Origin of the sequence: Draconibacterium orientale, assembly GCF_900111425.1 — a bacterium.
GTDB classification, from domain to species: domain Bacteria; phylum Bacteroidota; class Bacteroidia; order Bacteroidales; family Prolixibacteraceae; genus Draconibacterium; species Draconibacterium orientale.
The window spans coordinates 12425-32710 of sequence record NZ_FOHT01000014.1 but is presented as its reverse complement, the minus strand read 5'-3'; the positions used below and the strand labels follow the sequence as shown (position 1 = coordinate 32710).

At 42.9% G+C, this 20286-nt stretch carries 10 protein-coding genes; 1 reads left to right on the top strand and 9 read right to left on the bottom strand.

The genetic code is table 11. The features are described from left to right. Nucleotides 1-39 precede the first annotated feature (39 nt). The 9 genes from BMW53_RS09315 to BMW53_RS09275 all read right to left on the bottom strand — a co-directional run bounded on the left by BMW53_RS09315 (nucleotide 40) and on the right by BMW53_RS09275 (nucleotide 16803). Nucleotides 40-603 (bottom strand): DUF3237 family protein, encoded by a 564-nt coding sequence (locus tag BMW53_RS09315; RefSeq protein ID WP_051567544.1) that lies wholly within the window; start codon nucleotides 601-603, stop codon nucleotides 40-42. 11 nt (nucleotides 604-614) lie between these two features. Continuing rightward, entirely contained in the window at nucleotides 615-2660 is a 2046-nt protein-coding gene (locus BMW53_RS09310; RefSeq protein WP_081804747.1) for a glycoside hydrolase family 5 protein, read from the bottom strand. 59 nt (nucleotides 2661-2719) lie between these two features. After that, entirely contained in the window at nucleotides 2720-4102 is a 1383-nt protein-coding gene (locus BMW53_RS09305; RefSeq protein ID WP_245749031.1) for a glycoside hydrolase family 43 protein, read from the bottom strand. 12 nt (nucleotides 4103-4114) lie between these two features. After that, nucleotides 4115-6724, bottom strand: coding sequence for a xylan 1,4-beta-xylosidase (xyl3A, locus tag BMW53_RS09300; protein WP_174416365.1), 2610 nt, complete (start codon nucleotides 6722-6724; stop codon nucleotides 4115-4117). 13 nt (nucleotides 6725-6737) lie between these two features. After that, complete coding sequence (locus BMW53_RS09295) at nucleotides 6738-8666, bottom strand: glycoside hydrolase family 97 protein (RefSeq protein WP_038555098.1); 1929 nt, start codon at nucleotides 8664-8666, stop codon at nucleotides 6738-6740. 110 nt (nucleotides 8667-8776) lie between these two features. Beyond that, nucleotides 8777-10537: a glycoside hydrolase family 43 protein gene (locus tag BMW53_RS09290; RefSeq protein ID WP_038555101.1), complete on the bottom strand. Its 1761-nt coding sequence runs from the start codon at nucleotides 10535-10537 to the stop codon at nucleotides 8777-8779. A gap of 62 nt (nucleotides 10538-10599) precedes the next feature. Next, nucleotides 10600-11436, bottom strand: a complete 837-nt coding sequence (locus BMW53_RS09285; RefSeq protein WP_038555104.1) for an alpha/beta hydrolase — start codon at nucleotides 11434-11436, stop codon at nucleotides 10600-10602. 452 nt (nucleotides 11437-11888) lie between these two features. Continuing rightward, nucleotides 11889-13634: a RagB/SusD family nutrient uptake outer membrane protein gene (locus BMW53_RS09280; RefSeq protein ID WP_038555107.1), complete on the bottom strand. Its 1746-nt coding sequence runs from the start codon at nucleotides 13632-13634 to the stop codon at nucleotides 11889-11891. Between the two features lie 22 nt (nucleotides 13635-13656). Continuing rightward, on the bottom strand, nucleotides 13657-16803 hold the full coding sequence (locus BMW53_RS09275) for a SusC/RagA family TonB-linked outer membrane protein (protein WP_038555110.1): 3147 nt from the start codon (nucleotides 16801-16803) through the stop codon (nucleotides 13657-13659). Nucleotides 16804-17745: 942 nt separating this feature from the next. Here BMW53_RS09275 and BMW53_RS09270 point away from each other — a divergent pair. Next, nucleotides 17746-20262, top strand: coding sequence for a glycoside hydrolase family 9 protein (locus tag BMW53_RS09270; protein WP_038555113.1), 2517 nt, complete (start codon nucleotides 17746-17748; stop codon nucleotides 20260-20262). Nucleotides 20263-20286: the final 24 nt, after the last annotated feature.

Below are 20286 nucleotides of genomic sequence, written 5' to 3'. Positions count from 1 at the left end.
CGTTCTATTACCCATAACTCCCGACTATCCCCACTTTTTTCACAACACTTTGTAAACCCCAATAATCACATAAGGCGCTTCGTTGGGTTTTAACTGGGGCATTTCGAGTGTTCCTAAAAATATGGCGTGGTTTAAATAGTCGTACGGACTTTCTACGGGCGCTTCAATGTCGATTACCGATTTCACATAAAAGCCACCTTCTTCTCTTGGTGCAGGAGCATGCATTAATGCTTTGTTTAGAATCTGAAATACCGTGCCGTCATCAGTTTTCATTAAATAACGGGCATACAGCTCGGTATCGCCATCGGGGCGAACCAACTGCCAGTCTTCCCCGCCGGGCAAAACTTCGCCTTTTATTTTTGGTCCGCTAAATGTGCCACCGGTAATCGGAATCACACGACGTGTTCCGCGTTTACTTTCGCCAACATTTATCATGGTACCAATTTTCACATTGGCTTTCCACATCAATTCGGTTTTAAAATCACGGTAAATGCTTTCGTTTTCATCAGAATTGCCGTTCTGAGCAAAACCATTTACAGCAATAACAAGCAGCAGCGCGAGGGTTACTGTTCCTGCTATATTTTTAAAATAGTTAAAGTTCATAAGCTTATGTTTTAATTGTTTCCTACCACAACAACTTTCTTTCTGCCAACAATATAAATCCCTTCTTTTAGCCCTTTTGTTGCCTGAGAGCGTTTTACCTGCGAACGTATTCTTGCACCGGTAATGGTGTAAACGTCAATAAATTCGGGTTCTGAATCGATCGGGAAAAGATCATCTATTCCGGTAGGTTTTGCGTAATTTTCGTCGTTAGTGAGGTAAACATCATCAATGACTAGCGGGCAACCACCACTTGACCAGAAACCAACGTAATAAATTTGCGACGGATCCATTTTAGTGGTTGTTCCGTCTTTGTACATATTGTTGAGCGAAACCACTACCTGGTCTTCGTTACCAATATCAAATATTCCGGGTGTTGTCCAGTAGCTGTTTTCATCGTATAAACGGAACGAAAAACCACAGGCATTTGCATTTCCCAGTTTTACTACCAGGTATTTATAGTTTGAAAGATCGACACCGCTACTGTAGTACCAGCCTCCAAAACCATATTGCCCGGTAACGAGCGTTCCGGTTGTTTCGTCGAAGGTGCCGTTTTCCCAGATATTGGGGTTAAACACCTCGTTGGTTAACGGAAATGTGCTGGCATTAACCTGCACTGTTGCCTGCATTTTGTTTCCGCCCGGTCCGGTGTAAGAAATCGTAATGTTTGCGTCACCATCTTTCAGGGCATGAATCCGGCCCCTAAACGCCTGCACAATTTCGGGTTTGTCAATTGTGTATTCTGCAAGAGAGCTGATATTCTCCGTGTGTCCATCAGCAAAAACAGCATTTACTGTTAAACTTGTTGAACTGCTCGTCATCACCGATAAGGACTCACCATTTTCAACAATCAGATCGGTAAGTGTTAAATAATCAGTTGATGCCCCTTCAAAATCGTATTCCTGTCTGTAGTCCTTAAACCACTGATAAATTGGCCAGGGGCACGCTTCAGGATCGTTCAAAAACGTATATTCTTCGCCGGCTGCCGGAGCAATGCCTGTAAAATCGGCCAGTAAATTGGGATCCGTAAAAAGCAACCAGCTTACATTGCCACATTCATCGGTAATTTTTTTGAAGTTGGCACCAAAACCTTCGCCGCCCGCAGTACCGGTAATATCTTTTCCCCACGACGATTCATATTTCTCCGGTGCCCAATCCATTTCAGTTACCATTACCGGGGCAAAGTCGGCCACCGGCTGAACCTGCTCGTCCCAGCCTCGTTGGAAAGGCTCGTATCCGTTTCCGCTGTTAAACCAGCCCGGATAAACGTGAACGGCATAACCAATATTTTCGCCTTCGATCGGATTAATGGCATACCCCGAATATTGCGACTGATAACCCAGCCCCGGTATCCAAAGAATATTATCTGCACTGGCCCGAATGGTATCAACAATGGCCTGAAAATAGGTTTTCAGGTTATCGAAATGCCCCTGCGTTCCTGATCCGTATGTTCCCTCAGGACCAAGTATATGAATTGGTTCGTTGGCCAACTCGAACATGATGTTCGGATTATTTTTCAATTTAGGATGTTGCGCAACAATGTCCCAAACCTTCAGCAGATATTCCTGGTAAACACCACCAATTTCGATGTCTTCGGGACATACACCGGGAGGCCGCATAACCACATACAGCCCCTTTGTAACTGCATATTCGGCCATGGGTACAAAAACTTCGTCGAGGTATTTTACAAAACGCGTTTCGCTAAAACACTCTTCGCCTTCGTATCGTCCCGAACAACCGGGAGTATTGCTCCAGTATGGATCCATGTGTAAACGAACAAAGTTCATTTCCCATCCGGCGGTTGAAATATCATCGATAATTTGCTGATTGTAGGTTAAGCACGCCTGAACATCGTAGTTGTTCCATTGCGTATTTTGCTCGTTAAACCAGGGCGAATAGGTTTGTGCAAATCCATGCAGATTTACAATGTGCCCGGTAGAATCTTTCAAATAACGCCCTTCAACATGAAGTTTTGGCATAGGCATTCCCTCCCATGCCAACAATTGATTTATTGGCATAAAAATCATCAACACCACACACCACACTATACTCTTCTTCATCTAAATATCCTCTGTCTGTTTTTGCTTCGTTTTATATTTTACAGGTCACTTTCCCAATATTATTTGAATTGCCACCAATCAAAACTGAATAAGCCTTTGTCATCTCCTTTAAAAACCAGGTAAACATCGTGTACACCTTTGGCCTCTTTTATTTTGGTTGAAAGTGTTTTCCAGTTTTGTTTGCCTCCGGTGCCGGGAACAGCAAGAGTTCCCAATAATTCTCCGTCTATTTTATCGATACGTATTTCGATGCTTCCTGATTTAGCAGTAGCCACACTTGCGGAAAACTTTTTAGCGCCTTTAGCAAAATCTACACTTCGAATTTTTATGAAATCGTTGTTATCGATGTTGCTGACATAAACCCCAAGCGTTTCATCCGATTTGGTTTTTAATCCTTCCGACCAGGCGATGGTTTCGGCCTCCACACGTTTAAACGGATTCAGGTTTTCAACACTTTCGGTAACACCTTCTTTTGTGGGAACAATTACAGGAATAGTTCCGTCGGGATTGTATTCGAAGGCCTCAATACTAACCGAACGTTTAAAGCCCTGGTTAACCGACAAAGCCTGATCGTGATAAATGAAATACGACTTCCCTTTAAAATCAATAATTCCGGCATGGTTTGTAAAAGCCAGGTGTGGTGCCCGTTCCATAATAAATCCACGATAAGTCCAGGGCCCTTCAGCTGAAGGAGCTGTGGAATAAGCAATGTATTCGGGAATTCCGGCAGCGGCATACACCATGTAGTACAAATTGTTGCGTTTGTAAAACCACGGGCCTTCGGTGTAAGAAGGGCCGGGTTTACCATCGCGGCCTTTGTGCGAACCAAACGCTTCGGTAGTCATTTCAACAGAAACTACTCCGTTTTGCCCAATGCTTTGGTCGTATGAAATCATATCGTCGTTTAACGTTACGTACCACAACTTTGGATTTCCCCAGTAGAGGTAAGCCTGTCCATCATCGTCGACAAACGCGGTAGGATCAATGTCCTGCCAGATATGATCCGTTTCAATTAATCGTTTTCCGAGCGGATCGGTAAAGGGGCCGGTTGGCGAATCGGCTACCAGCACCGAAATGCCTTCTCCGTGAATGGGAACGTACAGATAAAACTTTCCGTTACGCCCGATGCACTGTGGGGCCCAAGCGCCATTTGTTTTATCGAGCCACGCAAAATCTTTCAGCGAAGCCACTGCTCCATGATCGGTCCAGTTTACCATATCGGTTGACGAATAACAACGCCAGTCGTACATAGTAAAAAAGTTATTTACGGTTGAATCCTCATCGTGGCTTGTATATAAATACACAGTTCCATCGTGTACCATCGGTGCCGGGTCGGCAGTGTAATAGGTTTGAACGATGGGATTTTGCCCAAAAACATGCGCTGAAAAAAACAGCGTAAGTGCAATAAAGCTTGTAAGTATTTTTTGTTTTGAATTCATCATCTGCGGTATTTTCTAAAGTATATTCACTTTTAAAGTCTTCAAATCTTTTTTATCCGAACTGGTGCCGTAAAAAATCTCGTATTCTCCCGGTGTAACAGTCATTTCGCGTTGTGCCCAATCGTAAAATTCGAAAGAAGATGGCGGTAAATCAATCACGGCATCTTTCGATTTTCCTTTTTCTACTTCAAGGCGTTTAAAGCCTTTCAACGTTTTAATGGGGCCTTCAATATCATCTACTTTACGCACGTACACCTGAACGATTTCTGTTCCGTCGTAAGTTCCTTTATTGGCAACCGGAACTGTTATTTGAATGCTTTCATTTGCACTGATCGTTGATTTGCTTAGGCTGGCTTCACCAATCACAAAATCGGTATAACTGAGGCCATGACCAAAGGCAAACAAGGCATCTTCCATGTAGCGGTAAGTGCGTCCTTTCATCGAATAGTCTTCAAAATCGTTCAGCTGATCAGAACTTTTGTAGAAAGTAACAGGCAGTTTTCCCGAAGGATTGTAATCGCCAAAAAGCACATCGGCGATGGCCTGTCCGCCCGATTCGCCGGCATACCAGGCCTGAAGGATAGCATCGCAGGTTTCGGTTTCGGGTGTTAAAGCGATTGCAGAACCTGAGCAGTTTACAAAAACCACTTTTTTGCTAGCCTCTTTTAAAGCTTTCAAACAGTTTCGCTGAACCGCAGGAAGATCTATATTTGTGCGGTCGCCTCCTTTAAAACCGGGATACGAAACCGGCATTTCTTCGCCCTCCAGGTTTCCGGAAAGCCCGCCAACAAACACCACGATTTCAATACCGTGTAGTTTTTTGATGAGTTCGGTATAATCCACATCCACTTCTTTTCCAAAGTTGAATTCGATATTGGCCTGCCAGTTATTTAATTGTGCGTAGCGGATTTCTATTTTGTATTTTTTCCCGGCCTCCACCGGGTAAGGAATTCGAGAAGAAAGTGTCCGCCAGTTGTCGTACTCCGAAATTGTTTCGCCATTTACCAGCAATTCATAATGTCCGGTGGCACCACCTTTAAACACAATTTCTTCGCTCGATTTGGCGACAAACTCCGTTTCATAAACGGCCGAAAAACCTTCAAGCTTAACACCCGAAGCAAATTCGTGCTGTCCGGCTGTGGTCTTTTTAATCGGATTTACAATTTGGTCAGTTGTTACCACCTCTCCTTTTCGGTCGGGGTTGTTCCAGTACCTTGCCTTAATTCCCGGTAAGCCTTCAAAACTACATTGGTCGAAATAACTTTCGGTGACTTTATCTTCTACCAAATCACAAGCTTTATCGTACACAATGTTGCGCTCAGGAAGTTTGGTTTTTATGCCTTCCAGAATTGAAATGGTACGCACCGGTGTACCGTTGTAATTTCCCCACAACATAGGCTCGTCGTTGGCGTTGGGGCCAATCACAGCAATTTTCTTTGACTTCTTTGATAAAGGCAACACCTTATTTTTATTCTGAAGAAGAGTCAGGGTTTGCCGGGCCATGTCGAGTGCAAGTTGGCGGTGTTTCTCGTTGTTTAAAACCGATGGCGGAATCTGAGCGTAAGGCACAATGGCATCGTCGTCGAAATCGCCCAGATCAAAACGCCCGGTTAACAAACGCACTACACTTTTATTGATATCTTCTTCTTTTATCAGGTCACGGTCAACCGCTTCGGGAAGATTCATAAACGGATAATTCTCCCACACACATTCCACATCGGTACCAGCCAAAACAGCTTTTGAGGCAGCATGCACCGCATCGGACGACACATTGTGTGTGGTAAAAAAATCGGTAACCGCGCCGCAATCCGAAACTACCATGTACTGATAGCCCCATTCGTCGCGCAAAATGCGTTGCAACAGCCGGGTACTTCCGCAACAAGGTTCATCGTCGAGGCGCTGATAGGCACACATTACCTGGCGCACATCGGCATCCTGAACCAGTGCTTTAAAGGCGGGTAAATAGGTTTCGTACAATTCTCGCGGACTAATGTTATTGAGGTTAAGCTCGTGGCGGCTCCATTCCGGCCCCGAGTGCACGGCAAAGTGTTTGGCACAAGCCAGCAGTTTCCGGTATTTGGCATCGGCCGGCCCCTGCAATCCTTTTACTACCGAAACGCCCATTCTGGAAGTTAAATATGGATCTTCGCCATAGGTTTCCTGGCCACGTCCCCAGCGCGGATCGCGGAAAATGTTAACGTTTGGCGTCCACACTGAAAGGCTCAGAAAACGTTTGTTTTCGTTTCCGGCGTTGATCCATTCGTTGTATTTGGCCCGTCCTTCATCCGAAACAGCATCGTAAATTTCAAGCAGCAATTCGTCGTTAAACGATGCCGCCATTCCAATGGGTTCCGGAAAAACGGTTACATTATCGTTGTTGGCGTAACCATGTAAAGCTTCGCTCCACCAGTTAAATTTTTTAATCCCGAGCCTCGGAATAGCATCCGACTGGTCGCACATCAATATCGCCTTTTCTTCGAGCGTTAATCGCGAAACCAAATCTTTTGCACGTTCTTCCGAACTTAATTCGGGGTTTTGATAGGGGTATTGTTGGGCCCATGCTGAAAATACGCCCAGCGTTATGGCCACAAGCAAAATCGTTTTTTTGATACTATTTGTAATCATTTTCTTTTGAAAATCAGTCGTTAATAGGTTTAAGCACAGCGGCAAAACCGCCTCTGCGAAGCATTTTCACATTTATAGAACTGGTGTTATCAACCACCATGTATTGCGTTGAAAAAACGGTATCGTGTTCTCCGTCAGTAATTAGGGTTAACCTGAATTTTTTCCCGTCGGGCAAAAAATCAAAATCAAGCGATTGATGTCTTTCTCTTCTTCCATCTGAATTAATGCCGCCAACGTACCAGTTTTCGGCTTTTTTGCGCGCGATTACGGTAAATTTACCGGGATAACCATCAAGCAATTTTGTTTCGTCCCAAACCACCGGCACTTCTTTTAAGAAGGTACGTGCAGCATCGGGTAAATTTTGAAATCCTTCGGGGCGATCGGCAAAATGCTGGATGCCCGATTCAAATACAACACTTAATGCCAGCTCGTGTGCATAAGATGTAATATGCGGATATTGCGAATTGGTAAATGTTACCGGGGTATAATCCATCGATCCGACCACATTTCTTGTGTACGGCAATACGTTGTTGTGTTCGGGCGCAGCAGCAGTCAATTCCGGGCCATTGTTGTACCATTCGGCACCACGAACTCCCTCGTAAGTCATCAGGTGCGGGTAAGTACGCTGCCAGCCACGCGGCACCAAACAGCCGTGAAAATAAACCATGATATTAAACTGCGCAGCATCCTCTAAAATATCGAGGTAGTAGTCGATCATGTATTGCTTTTCGCTTAAAAAGAAATCAATTTTCACTCCGTAAACTCCCAGTTTATTTAGTTTGGCAAATTCTTCCATCCGGTTTTCATGCGTTTTCATCCGGTCGACAGGAGTTGAAGTAATCCACTTAAACATGCCCGAATTATACCACATCAGCGGTTTAATGCCCAGCGCATGAATATACTCGAGCGCATCTTCCAGGTTACCGCCATTTCCCATCTGGTCCCATTCCCAATCGAGCAATGTGTATGGCCAGTTCATTTCGGCAGCCAGATCGGCAAATTCGCAAACGGTTTTAAAATCTTTTGTTCCGTGGTTATGCGACCAGTAATTCCACGAAGCCACACCGGGTTTTACCCAATCGGTGTTTTCAAGAACTGAAGGTTTCGACACATCATCAACCAGCGTTGATTCAACCACATCGGCCAAACTGCCGATAACAATTACGCGCCAGGGCGATTTCCAGGGCAATGTAATCTGTGGCAAAGCTTCGCCCTCGCCTTCTCCGGGATGCGGAAGCGTAACTTTATATTGTTCGGCAACACTGTAGTTGCTCAGTTTTGTTGCACAGTACGTTCTATCCACATCGGCTTCATGAATGAGGTACCAACAAGCCGTTTCCGGGCTTTCGAAAAGTGCCGGGTACGACCAGTTTTGCTGAACCGAAGCACTGTCGCTGTTGGCATAAAGCCGTTCATTTGAAAGGTCAAATTCTTCGAGCCAGCGCTTTGTTTTATTGGGAATGGTATAGGCGGTTAACTCATCCTGAATAACAAAAGCCCCTTCTTTTTCAGGAAATTCGTAACGAAAAGTAACTCCATCGTTCCAGGCCCGAACAACTACGTTCAGCTTCGATTTATTTTCATTCTCGAAGCAGAAGGTAATTTCGTTGGCCGTATTTTTTCGCTGCAAACGTTTTCCGTGTAAGGCGGTATATTCTTCGGTAATTAATTGGATTGATTCAACTTTTGTAAGGCGCAATTTCTTTGAAAAATCCTGATCGTTGCGAAGTAAACCCAAATCGATTTTTGGGAGAACGGAAGTAAAATCTTCATCAGCCCGGTAATCTACTTTTAAAAACCATGCTGAAAACGCGCTGTTTTCTGATTGCGAAAGCTCAACTTTAAGTTTCTGATTGGGAGATACTACAGTCATTTGTTGTGCCAAAGCTGCAACAGAAAACAACAGGATTAGTCCGGTTGATATAATTTTATTGGTTTGCATCTTGTTTAGTTAAGTATTAAACTGCCTTTCTAAAAAACCTATTCCGGCGATGAGCCAAAGACGAACTTTGGCCCAACACCAGAACTATTTATTCATACAAATTTATGGTCCTATTCAGGAATGGCATCGTTAGCCGAAGTTGCATACAATCCGAGTAAACAACCTGTAAAACCACCTGCTACATCGGTAGAAAGAATATCGCCCGAAACAGTTTCTCCCAGGCGCACAAAATCGGCACCGTTGGTAGAATACGAAAATTCGTACTTATCGCCTTTTGCCGAAACCTGCAAACGCAGCGGTTGGCTGAGTTCGATTTTTGTGCTTGCAATTACTTTTGAGTCCATTTCACCACGGAAACGTCGTTTAAAATTGCGTTGTAAAACCAATACATAGTCGTCACCTTGTTTGGTAACGCCAAATACATAGTTTGCATTTTCGCTCTGCAAGGCCACGATTCCTGCCAAATCTTTCTCCGATTCAGGCTTATAATCAAGGGTAGCAGCATACGAGAAGCTGTTGTGCATTTGACGATAAAACAAAGTAGAAGTTGGTTTTACCTCTTTTACATTCGCTTCAAACGGATTTATCTGAATACCGTTTTTTGCTTTTTCGATGAAAGCTTCGCGAGGTCCGCGCAAGCCAATCCAGCGCTTATCCAAATTGTCAGACGAAAAATCTTCTTCATAAGTAAAGTTTCCATTCGGGGAAAAGCCGTCCTTGCCCGTTTTATTCTCTACACCTTTTGGCATATCCAGTTTGGGCTCCAGGGGAACAAGCCCGTTAACAAACACCGGAAATTCTCCCGACCAGTCGACCGGTAAAATAAAGGTTTCGCGGCCTGTATTTACGCGTTGCTCTTCGTTAGGTCGAACAGCCAAAAACACGCCGTACCACTGGCCATTTGGTCCTTCAATAATATCGGCATGACCGGCCCAATCCACTTTATTCTCTCTTTCTCTCGGAAAATGGCGCTGCGTTAAAATCGGATTACTTGGCGCAGGAATAAATGGTCCTTTCGGGCTGTCGCTTTTAAAGATAACTTCGCTGTGCCAGCCGCCTGTTCCACCTTCGGCGCACATCAGGAAGTATTTTCCATCTTTTTTGTACAGGTGCGGTGCTTCAATCCAGATTGGTTTTTTGGACAAATCAACACCACCGTCAACAATTATTTTATCGGTTCCTTCAATAACCTGATCCTTCTCCACATCGTATTCCCAGATTTTGATTACACGGTGACCGTTGTACAATTCTTTTCCAGGATCGGGCGCATCGTTATGCACGATATATGCTTTACCATCGTCGTCGAAAAAAATCGATGGATCGATACCACCGAAAGCCAGCTTAATCGGGTCGCCCCACCCTTTTTTAGGGTCTTTTGTTTTTACGATAATGTTATTCAAACCACCTGTAAATGCGGTGGTAATCATATAAAATGTATCGTTATACGGGTTGTACGTAATACCCGGAGCATAAACACCTGCACTAATGCCACAATCGTGTGTATCGAATGTTTCAGGATTATCGAGTACGCCTCCCAAGTCGGTCCAGTTTACCAGGTCTTTTGAGTGGAAAATCGGAACGCCCGGAAACATGGCGAACGACGAACAAACCAAATAATAATCGTCGCCTTTGCGCGTTATTGCCGGATCGGGATAACAGCCCTGCAAAATCGGGCTATAAAACTCTCCTTCTTCCAAGGGGTATTTTTTATATACATCATCATCGCCCTGATATACAAAATTGGAAAACACAGGTGAATTTGTGCTTTTAGCTTTTTTTGTGGGCTGAGCACCACTTGCAACGAATGAAAACAACATGGCTAAAGCAATTAGCTGAGCAGTTAAACTTTTTCTGAAATTTCTTTTCTTCATTTTAATGGATCGATTTATTCTACTTTTTTATTCGGTTAATATTTGTGCGGCACATTGACTGGCTACTTAAACAGCAACTGCGCATAATTATACAAGCTATCCTTCCAAACGTTAAAGTCGTGTTGACCGTCGGGAATCACATAGTAATAGTGAGGAATATCATTTTCGCTCATATAATCGTGTGTTCGCTTGCTAAAACTAATCAGTCCGTCTTTATCGCCACACGAAATAAACAGCAGGTTCAGTTGCTTTTTGGCTTCTTCTGGATTGGGAACCAACTCAGCAGGTTGTTTGGTATTGGGTGCCGAAGAAAATCCGCCAACCCAGGCAAACACATCGAGGTTTCCGAGCCCGAAGTTCAACGACTGTCCGCCTCCCATCGACAAACCGCCAATGGCGCGGTGTTCACGATCTGCAATAACAGGGTATTTATTTTCTATAAAAGGAATTAAATCATTCAAAAGATCTTTTTCAAAAGTGGCAAAAGCCTGTACTTTATCCGGAGCCATAATATTACCTTCAGCTCTGTCGTCTTTCATGGCACGCCCGTTTGGTAGCACCACAATCATAGGCTCCACTTTTCCTTCGGCATACAGGTTATCTAATATAATCTCGGGATGGCCACCGTTCAGCCATTCAAATTCGTCGCCGCCAATTCCGTGCAAAAGGTAAAGAACCGGGTAGCTTTTTTCGGCCGAATAGCCGGGAGGGGTATAAACCAGCGTGGTTCGTTCAGTACCTACTGTTTTTGAGGTGTACACCACTGTGTCTATTTTTCCATGTGCGATGGAATTTTGCAATACGTCGAATCCGGCCGGAGCCTGTTCAACCTGAGCATGTACTCCAAAACTGAAAATGATTACAAAAATTGGAAGTAATAAGGAAGTAATTTTTTTCATGATATTGTTAAGTTCTTTTAATTAGATTCTATAAGGTTTATAATTTCTGCACTACCTCACTTCTGGTGTTCTTTCAACAACATAGTGGCCTGCTGCTTCGATTTTATATTGAATGATACTATCTCGGAAATCATTTTGTCTGTACATTTTACTATTACACACAACATTCTGGTCTTATGGTTTTGGTTTAGGTAAAATTATGCATCGGGGGGTAGATGAACCTCTGATTATGGATATTCTGTTTCTAATTTTAGATAAATTGAGGGAATTTAGCCGGTTGATCTCAAATGAATGCAAAGCCTGTTATAAAAAAAGCGCCACCATACTGGTGACGCTTTTTATAATTAAATCATATAATTACAATGCTATATAAAGAATCAAGTTCTTAATTATTTGTAGGCAAAATTCTTATCACATAATGTTTTTTTCACTAACCATATCGCTTTCTCCGGTTAATTTTGCCAACCTCTATACAATCCTTCTCCTGACTGACTATACCCTTCATTCTGTTCGAGTAAGCCTTCGGAAAGGTCGATTTGACTCTGAGGAATTGGGAAGAAGCCTTTTGTTGCATCGTAGCGTGAACTGTATCCGTCAGGATGTAAGGCTGAATGTGTAGCTGGAGCTCCAAAGTTATAAACTGCTACTCCTACCTGTGATTCCAGGGCAGTTTTCGTGTAACTGTCACCCCAGCGCCTCATATCATTCCATCTTATGCCTTCAAATGCCAATTCATGCTGTCTTTCTTTCTGAATATTCTCTAATGAATAGGTAACAGGAGGCAAATCAGCACGTTCTCTTACTTCATTCATATATGTTGCATCTTCTTTCAGCTCTGACAACATGAGAAGGACATCAGCAAAACGGATATAGACCAAGTCATCGGTATGAGACAGCTGATTGTTGTCAGATGTTCCATACATAATTACGCCATAATCATTTTTCAAATTACCATCACTTCCTCTGGCAGTAACTCCATTGTACTTTTTACCCCAGTAATTACTTTCGAGAACAAAGTCCCATTGTCCTCTTTGATAGCCTAATGGAACAACTTCTTTCTCAATATCCATTACAGAAGCCCAAAGTCTTACATCGTCGGGCTCGTCTTGTTCCCATTGCTCAACCAACGACTCCGGCACGGAGTTGCCTTGTCCCCAGCCACCGGCAAACGGATAGGTATTTTCAAGATTCTGTAGCCCTCTTAAAGCATAAAATAACTGGTAGGTGTTAGAATAACCTCTGTCAATACCCCATCCTGCAAAATTTGAGAACTGAAGAACAAAAACTGATTCCGGATTTCTGGCGCCATTATCACTTGCATAAGTGAGACTCTTGCCTGTTTCTGCCATGTAATCCTGAATGTATTGATAATCATTTATTGACAATGAATTGGTATAAGGCCAAAGTTCATGAAAATCATCGACCAAAGAATGACCACTATTCGCATAGCAATCTTCCAGCCATGTAATAACGTTTTGTTTTGTAACGCTTCCGCTTTCCGGTAATGCGATATCATTTTTGTTATAGAAACCGGTATAAAAAAGAAATACCCGGGCCATTAAGGCTTGTGCAGCCCATTTAGTTATTCTTCCCTGCTGGGTTTGGCTGTAGGGTACATTCGGAAGCATTTCAATGGCATTTTTCAGGTCAGAAGCAATTTGTCCGTAAATTTCATCAACAGAAGCTGCGGGCAAATTCACATTTTCAGTGGTAATTTTCAGTGGAACTTCGTCGAAAACCGTATTTAACTGGTAATAGTACCAGGCGCGTAGAAACATTGCTTCTCCGGTAAACTGGGCCTTTTTTTCAGGACTAACAACCTCATCTCCGAGCAACGGCATATTCTCTATAGCAAAGTTGGCCCTGTGTATTCCCTGATACAAAACACTCCAGGAATTTAACAACATTTCATTGTCCGAGAACTGGAAGGTTTCATACGACTGTGCCTGAATATCATTCATTCCTCCACCACCAAGCTTTTCGTCGCTTGCAACTTCCCAAATGAAGAATGGGCTTCGGTCGACCTGACTCTGTATATTGTTCATTATAGTGTAAATTCCAGCCATCATTTGTTCAGCATCGTCTGCTGTTTGAGGAAAGTTGGCTGACGTTTTATCAGTAAGCGGATCCATGCTCAGAAAATCTTCGCACCCCCAAAGCAATAAAACTGCAATCAAATAATATATTATTTTTTTCATAACATTTCTCATTTATTAGTTTTTAAAATTTAAGATTTACACCAATCATATATGAACGTGGTGAAGGATAAAAACCTAAATCAATACCTGATACAAAAGGCTGCTCATTGCCGTATCCTACTTCAGGATCCATGCCTGAATAGTCGGTAAATGTAAACAGGTTACGTGCGGTAACATATAAACGTGCCTGTCCTAAAGGTATATTTGGCATCAATTTTTTGAAATCATATCCCAGCGTTACGTTTTGGATTTTGACAAAATCTCCGTCTTCAATATAAATTTCCGAGATATTGATTCTGTTCGTAGTGTTACCGGCAGTTAAGCGTGGCAGAAGATTGGAAGTACCTTCGCCATTCCACCGGGTTAAAATACGATCGGTGTAATTATGAAATTCGTTGTCGGCAAATGAGCGGTACGATTTCAAAATCTGATGACCGAATGCACCTTTGGCCGTAACGGCAAAATCTAACCCTTTGTATTCAAAGTTGATTCCAAATCCTATTCTAAAATCAGGATGAGGATTACCAATCATTGTTTTATCATCAGGAGTTACAGTATTATCACCATTAGTGTCTAAGAAAATTACATCTCCAGGTTGTGGGTTTTCTTGCAGATAACCTTGTGTCCAGTTATCAATTTCTTCCTGGTTTTGGAATATTCCGGCTGTTTTGTAACCATAAAAATAACCTACAGGAAATCCGGTTTCAACGCGCCATACTGGATCCGTTCCCTGTGAAATTATACTTCCATCACTTTGTATAAATCCGCTTGCATTACCCAATCGGGTAACTTCATTTTTATTTTCGGCGATGTTAAAATGTGCTCCATAGTTAAATTCACCAATGTGATCATTCCATCGCAAAGAAAGCTCGACCCCTTTGTTCACAATATCTCCACCATTATAATAAGGAGCCTGTGCTCCAAAAATTGCAGGCAACGGTTGACGAACTAACCAGTCTTTTGTTGTCTTTTTGTAATAGTCTAAAACCAACTGAAGTCGTGAATCCAAAAAATTTGCATCCACACCAACATTCAATTGTTCTGAAGTTTCCCAGCTAACATCAGGATTAGGTAATATAGATGGATATCCCCCCAGCTGCATCACGTCTCTGTTACTGCCAAAGCGATAATTGTTGTCTTTATTGAATCCAACGAGTGCCAAATACTGGAATGGATCGATTTGGGAATTACCATTTTGTCCCCAGCTGACTCTCAACTTCAGAAAATCTACAAAACCATTATCTTGAAGAAATCCTTCCTCTGTCATTACCCAGCCTGCTGAAACAGATGGAAAATAACCCCAACGATTTCCACTTGCAAAATTAGAAGAACCATCAGCTCTCATTACTAAGGTCAACAAGTACTTTTCGGCATAGTCGTAATTTACCCTGCCAAAGAAAGAAGCAAGCTGCCCTCTGCTAAGCGGGCCGCCCGAAATACTAGTAACACCAGTAGTTAATCCATCGGTATTGTTCAGGTAAGCATGCTCAAATCCAAGAAATGTTGGATTGGCGTTTGTTGCACTCATATTTGTTCCCAGGCCCCATTTCTCCATAGACTGTCCCACAAGAACGTCAATATTGTGATTGCCCGAATTAAACCTGTAATTCAAGGTATTTTCAAAGGTCCAGCTGTGTCCGTTTCCTGAAGACTGCGTGATGCGTCCGGGAGTTAAGGATACGTCTCCGGCCAAGTTGTATTCCGGCTGATAGCTGCGATAACTATTCCCGTTATACCGGTATCCATAACTGCTTCTGAATATTAAGTTTCTTATCGGCTGAATTTCCAAATATGCATTACTGTTGATGTTATAGTTTCTGGACTCATTCATCCCTCTGTTTAGATGCATCTGTGCAATGGGATTATAGATCCTTGATGATAATCCAACCAAACCCGAGGCTGCCAAATCATCAGAAGCATAATATTCTCCTTCACTATTATAAACGGGAACCAGTGGGCTTCCTACTAACAAGTTACGTACATCATTATAATACATTCCACCAATGGCAATACCGCCTTTTTTGCTGTAACTGTAATTGAAGGTTTGACCTACTTTTATTATATCCAGATCATTTTTCCTGTAAATTGTATGGTCGCTGTTTAACCTCACAGTGTACCTGTCGTAGTTAGGTTCAACCGGCTTACCCAAAACACCTTCCTGAGAAGCATAAGAGAAACCCATTGAAAAAACAGATTGCTCAGAACCACCGCTAATATTTACCGCATGGTTTTGTATTGGCGCATTTTTATTGTATGCCTCTTCTAACCAGTTGGTACCATTCCACTGCCCACTTTGTATTTTCTGATACAAATCGGGAATTGTACTTGCAAAGTCTATCGCATCTCTACCGGAAACAACTCTTTCTTCATTATAGATATCCATAAACTGCTGCGCATTGAGTGGCTGTTCCAGATTTTCAATTTGCTGAAATCCATAATAACCGTCATAGGCTACTTGCATATCACCTCTGCGGCCCTGCTTTGTTGTAACCAAAATTACACCATTTGCAGCACGTGAACCGTAAATTGCAGCCGATGCAGCATCTTTAAGAATATCAATCGACTCAATGTCGGCAGGACTCAGATTATTTATATCCCCACCTGCAACTCCATCAATTACATATAATGGCTGAGAGTTACCAATTGTACCCAGGCCACGAATATTTACTTTAAATCCTTCCCCAGGCATACCGGAATTCTGGACAATATTAACACCGGGAGCCTGGCCTTGAATTGCATCAAGCGCTTCACTTGTGCTTTGCTGAATGAGATCATCGGAACCAACATTAATATTGGCACCTGTGGTTAACTTTTTCTTTTGAACCCCATAACCAATTGCAACTACTTCTTCGATACCAATTGCCGCTTCTTCCATGGTAACATTAATCGTGTTTTGCCCATCGACCAAAATTTCCTGAGTTCTCATTCCTATAAAAGAAAATACAAGTGTAGCATCACCCGGAACATCTGAAAAAGAGTAACTTCCATCGGTGTTTGAAATAGTTCCCTCCATGGTGCCTTTTACAACAATGGTAACGCCCGGAAGCGGACTTCCGGAACCATCAACTACAGTACCCCGTAAATTGACGTTTTGTCCATAACTCCAGAGAGTTAGGAGCATCATAGGCAGCATCATTAGTGCAACCTGAAATAATTTGCCTTTTTTCATAAATAAATAGTTTTGATTAATAAATTTGAATTAAATCCAAGAAGATAGCGGTTATTTATACAGGCGGAATACACCCTAAAATAGCCCCAAGCTCTTAGTTATATTTTCATTCATTCTGAGTTTTATCTGACGATAGGAGTCTAAACATCACCAACACTGCATCGTACGTTCAACTAAACCTTTTTAAACTTCGGTGCTTAATGAAATTTCCGGAAAAACAGGAGTAATAAATTTGATGCAAAAAGATTAAAACCCCGATTTTTCATTCTACTTCGTTAAACACGCATAATTTGCACAATGGTTGTGTTATAATATGCTTAACACCCCTAACAGAACAAATCAGGTGAACGACAATATGAACGAATTAAATTTACAGCCAGGTATCACTTGTCCTTCTTTATTGAATAACCGGAAATCACAAGCGAAATTTGTATTTTGAGAAAATACGGTTAATGATAATAGTTTTTTACAGTCCATTCTTTCAAGTTTGATAAATCGTTTGTTAGTAATTGTCAAAACTACATTATCAGTGTAAATCCGACTTATAATTTTAGATATTTTAGTTTTAAGTTTAGATAAATTTGACTGCTGGCAGTGTATCAAAACAGCATTTAGGCCTCTCATTAAGAAATGCTATTTGCGCTTCCATTCCTGTAAACCCGCCAACCAGGCATCTTTTACCAATAAACCATAAACAACTGTACCACTGACAACTAACCACCTCTAAAAAGTTGTATTTTGCGCCTATTTGTAACAACTACAATATAAATTATCAATTCAAAACATATGATCTGTTTTTATTTATATACAATATAGTTACCTCGATTCATTTTTAGTTTCGACGCCCCTTATTGTACTATTTACAATTTTTTATAAATTTGTTAAGCAGAACAAATAATAAATCTGTTTAGTGTAAAAAACCAATAACCTAAAATCTGAATTATGAAGAAACTTTCTTTCCTATTTTGTTTTCTGGTAGTATTTACGATTACGAACCTCAACGCGCAGGAATTTAAACTTATTTCATCCGGTTATTTTCAAAACCAGGGAGTTGATGTAATGGCTTTCGATGATATTTATCCGGAAGGCCACCAGGGCGGCGTATCGCTTATTATGCACGGAAACCGGATTGCCACAAATGGCGACATCCGACTGGAGCCTATGCCCGGACAATGGCAGCCGGTGCCGAAACAACACGACCGCGTTACGAACCAGGAAAAAAATACAATTACTGCACAGTTGAGTTTCCCCGACTCATCGCGCCACATTACCGGATTTAATCCAATGGTTTACCCCGATTTACAAATCAACTACACGGTAAATGTTGAAGGCAAAGGCGGTTCTGTTATCGTTACCGTTGACCTGGAGCAGCCCGTTCCGCAAAACTACCTGGGGAAAGTGGGTTTTAATATGGAATTGTTTCCGGGAGCATTATTCGGAAAGCCCTGGATTATGGACGATAAAACCGGAATTTTCCCTATGCAAGCCAACGGACCAACCCGTTACGAGCCATCGAACTTTAAACATCCGGGCAATTTTAATCCTGATGGAAAAGCCTCGGCAGAACACCTTGCCGGCGAAGGATACAGCCCGATTATTGCCGATGACATTGTTGCTGAGCCTTATGCTCAGGGGCACCACTTTGTGGTACGCCCCGATGATCCTTACGGGAAATTCGGCATTACAAGTGAGGGAGCGGCCTTAAAGCTCTACGACGGTCGTATGAATCACAACAACGGCTGGTTTGTGGTTCGCAGCGAAATTCCCGCAGGAAAAACAACAGCCGCCATAAAATGGATCATTACACCCAATGTTGTTGAAGACTGGCAGTACACACCTGTGGTTCAAACTTCGCAAATTGGCTACACCTGCAATCAACAAAAAACAGCTGTTATTGAGCTCGATAAACGCACTGAAAAAACAGAAATTCCGGTGCTGTTTAAAATTACGGCTTCGGAAGAAGAAGAAGTACTCAGTAAACCCGGTGAAGAATGGGGACAGTTTCTGCGTTATAATTACCTGAAATTCGATTTCTCGGAAATAGATGCTCCGGGACTTTACCAGGTGCGTTACGGCAATGCTGCTTCTCCGGTTTTTCGGATTGATGATGCGGTTTACGACCGCGGGGTTTGGCAGCCTGTTCTGGAATATTTTCTGCCCGTTCAGATGTGTCATATGCGGGTAAATGAAAAATACCGTGTTTGGCACGACGACTGCCACATGGACGATGCACGAATGGCACCGGTTAATTTTAACCACATCGATGGTTATGTGCAGGGAGCGTCAACTTTAACTGATTATGCACCCGGCGACGTTGTTCCGGGATTAAATATTGGTGGCTGGCACGATGCCGGCGACTTCGATCTGCGTGTAGAATCGCAGGCTGGCGAAGCTTATATTCTGGCACTGGCTTACGAAGCATTTGGGGTGGATTATGATGTAACTTCTATCGATCAGCAAAAGCGAATTACTGAAATCCACCAGCCCGATGGGAAAGCCGACATTTTACAACAGATAGAAAACGGCGCACTTACCGTAATTGGCGGATACCGGGCTTTGGGCCGTCTTTACCGCGGTATTATCTGCAACAACCTACGGCAATATGTTATGCTGGGCGATGCGGCGGCAATGACCGACAACGAGCCGGGCAACGACGACGACCGCTGGGTGTTTACCGAAGACAATCCATACCGCGAATTAACCACTGCCGCACAAATGGCTGCTACAGCGCGAGTGCTGAAAGGATTTAACGATACGCTCAGCACACAGGCCCTTGATTGTGCCAAAACCTTATTTGAGGTTACTGATGCCAACGGACGTTCCAAAGCAGCCAAAATACACGCCGCCACCGAACTATACCTTACCACCGGCGATGACCTGTACAAAAATTACCTGCTTTCCGAAACCGAATTTATTACACAAGCAATAGGATTTGTTGGCTGGTACATTGGCCGCGCCGAGAAAAAGATCAACGATCCTGATTTTACCAAAGCAATCAGGGAAGCCATGAGTGGCCTCAACGAACAAATTAAAAAGCAAGGTGCCGAAACGCCTTACGGAATCCCTTATCGCCCGCGTATCTGGGGAGCAGGATGGGATATCCAGTCCTTCGGTTTCAAGCAATACTTTTTACACACGGCCTACCCCGATATTTTTAGCCCGGAATACATTTATAATGCGCTGAATTTTATTTTAGGATGCCATCCGGGTTCCAACACTTCGTCGTTTGCTTCGGGAATTGGTGCGCGCTCGGCAACTGTTGGTTATGGTTTAAATCGTGCCGACTGGTCGTACATTCCGGGTGGCGTTGTGTCGGGTACGGCACTTATTCGCCCCGATTTCCCTGAACTGCTGGAGTTTCCATACCTGTGGCAACAGGTTGAATATGTGCTTGGCGGCGGCTCGTCGCATTATATGTTTTTGGCTTTGGCTGCTCAACAACTTCTGAAAGAAGAATAAGCTGAAAATAACATGGATGCTAAA

Excerpts from the sequence above, each read along its gene's own strand:
- BMW53_RS09315 (WP_051567544.1), bottom strand. The coding sequence starts at position 603 with ATGAACTTTAACTATTTTAAAAATATAGCAGGAACAGTAACCCTCGCG.
- BMW53_RS09310 (WP_081804747.1), bottom strand. The coding sequence starts at position 2,660 with ATGAAGAAGAGTATAGTGTGGTGTGTGGTGTTGATGATTTTTATGCCA.
- BMW53_RS09305 (WP_245749031.1), bottom strand. The coding sequence starts at position 4,102 with ATGATGAATTCAAAACAAAAAATACTTACAAGCTTTATTGCACTTACG.
- xyl3A (WP_174416365.1), bottom strand. The coding sequence starts at position 6,724 with ATGATTACAAATAGTATCAAAAAAACGATTTTGCTTGTGGCCATAACG.
- BMW53_RS09295 (WP_038555098.1), bottom strand. The coding sequence starts at position 8,666 with ATGCAAACCAATAAAATTATATCAACCGGACTAATCCTGTTGTTTTCT.
- BMW53_RS09290 (WP_038555101.1), bottom strand. The coding sequence starts at position 10,537 with ATGAAGAAAAGAAATTTCAGAAAAAGTTTAACTGCTCAGCTAATTGCT.
- BMW53_RS09285 (WP_038555104.1), bottom strand. The coding sequence starts at position 11,436 with ATGAAAAAAATTACTTCCTTATTACTTCCAATTTTTGTAATCATTTTC.
- BMW53_RS09280 (WP_038555107.1), bottom strand. The coding sequence starts at position 13,634 with ATGAAAAAAATAATATATTATTTGATTGCAGTTTTATTGCTTTGGGGG.
- BMW53_RS09275 (WP_038555110.1), bottom strand. The coding sequence starts at position 16,803 with ATGAAAAAAGGCAAATTATTTCAGGTTGCACTAATGATGCTGCCTATG.
- BMW53_RS09270 (WP_038555113.1), top strand. The coding sequence starts at position 17,746 with ATGAAGAAACTTTCTTTCCTATTTTGTTTTCTGGTAGTATTTACGATT.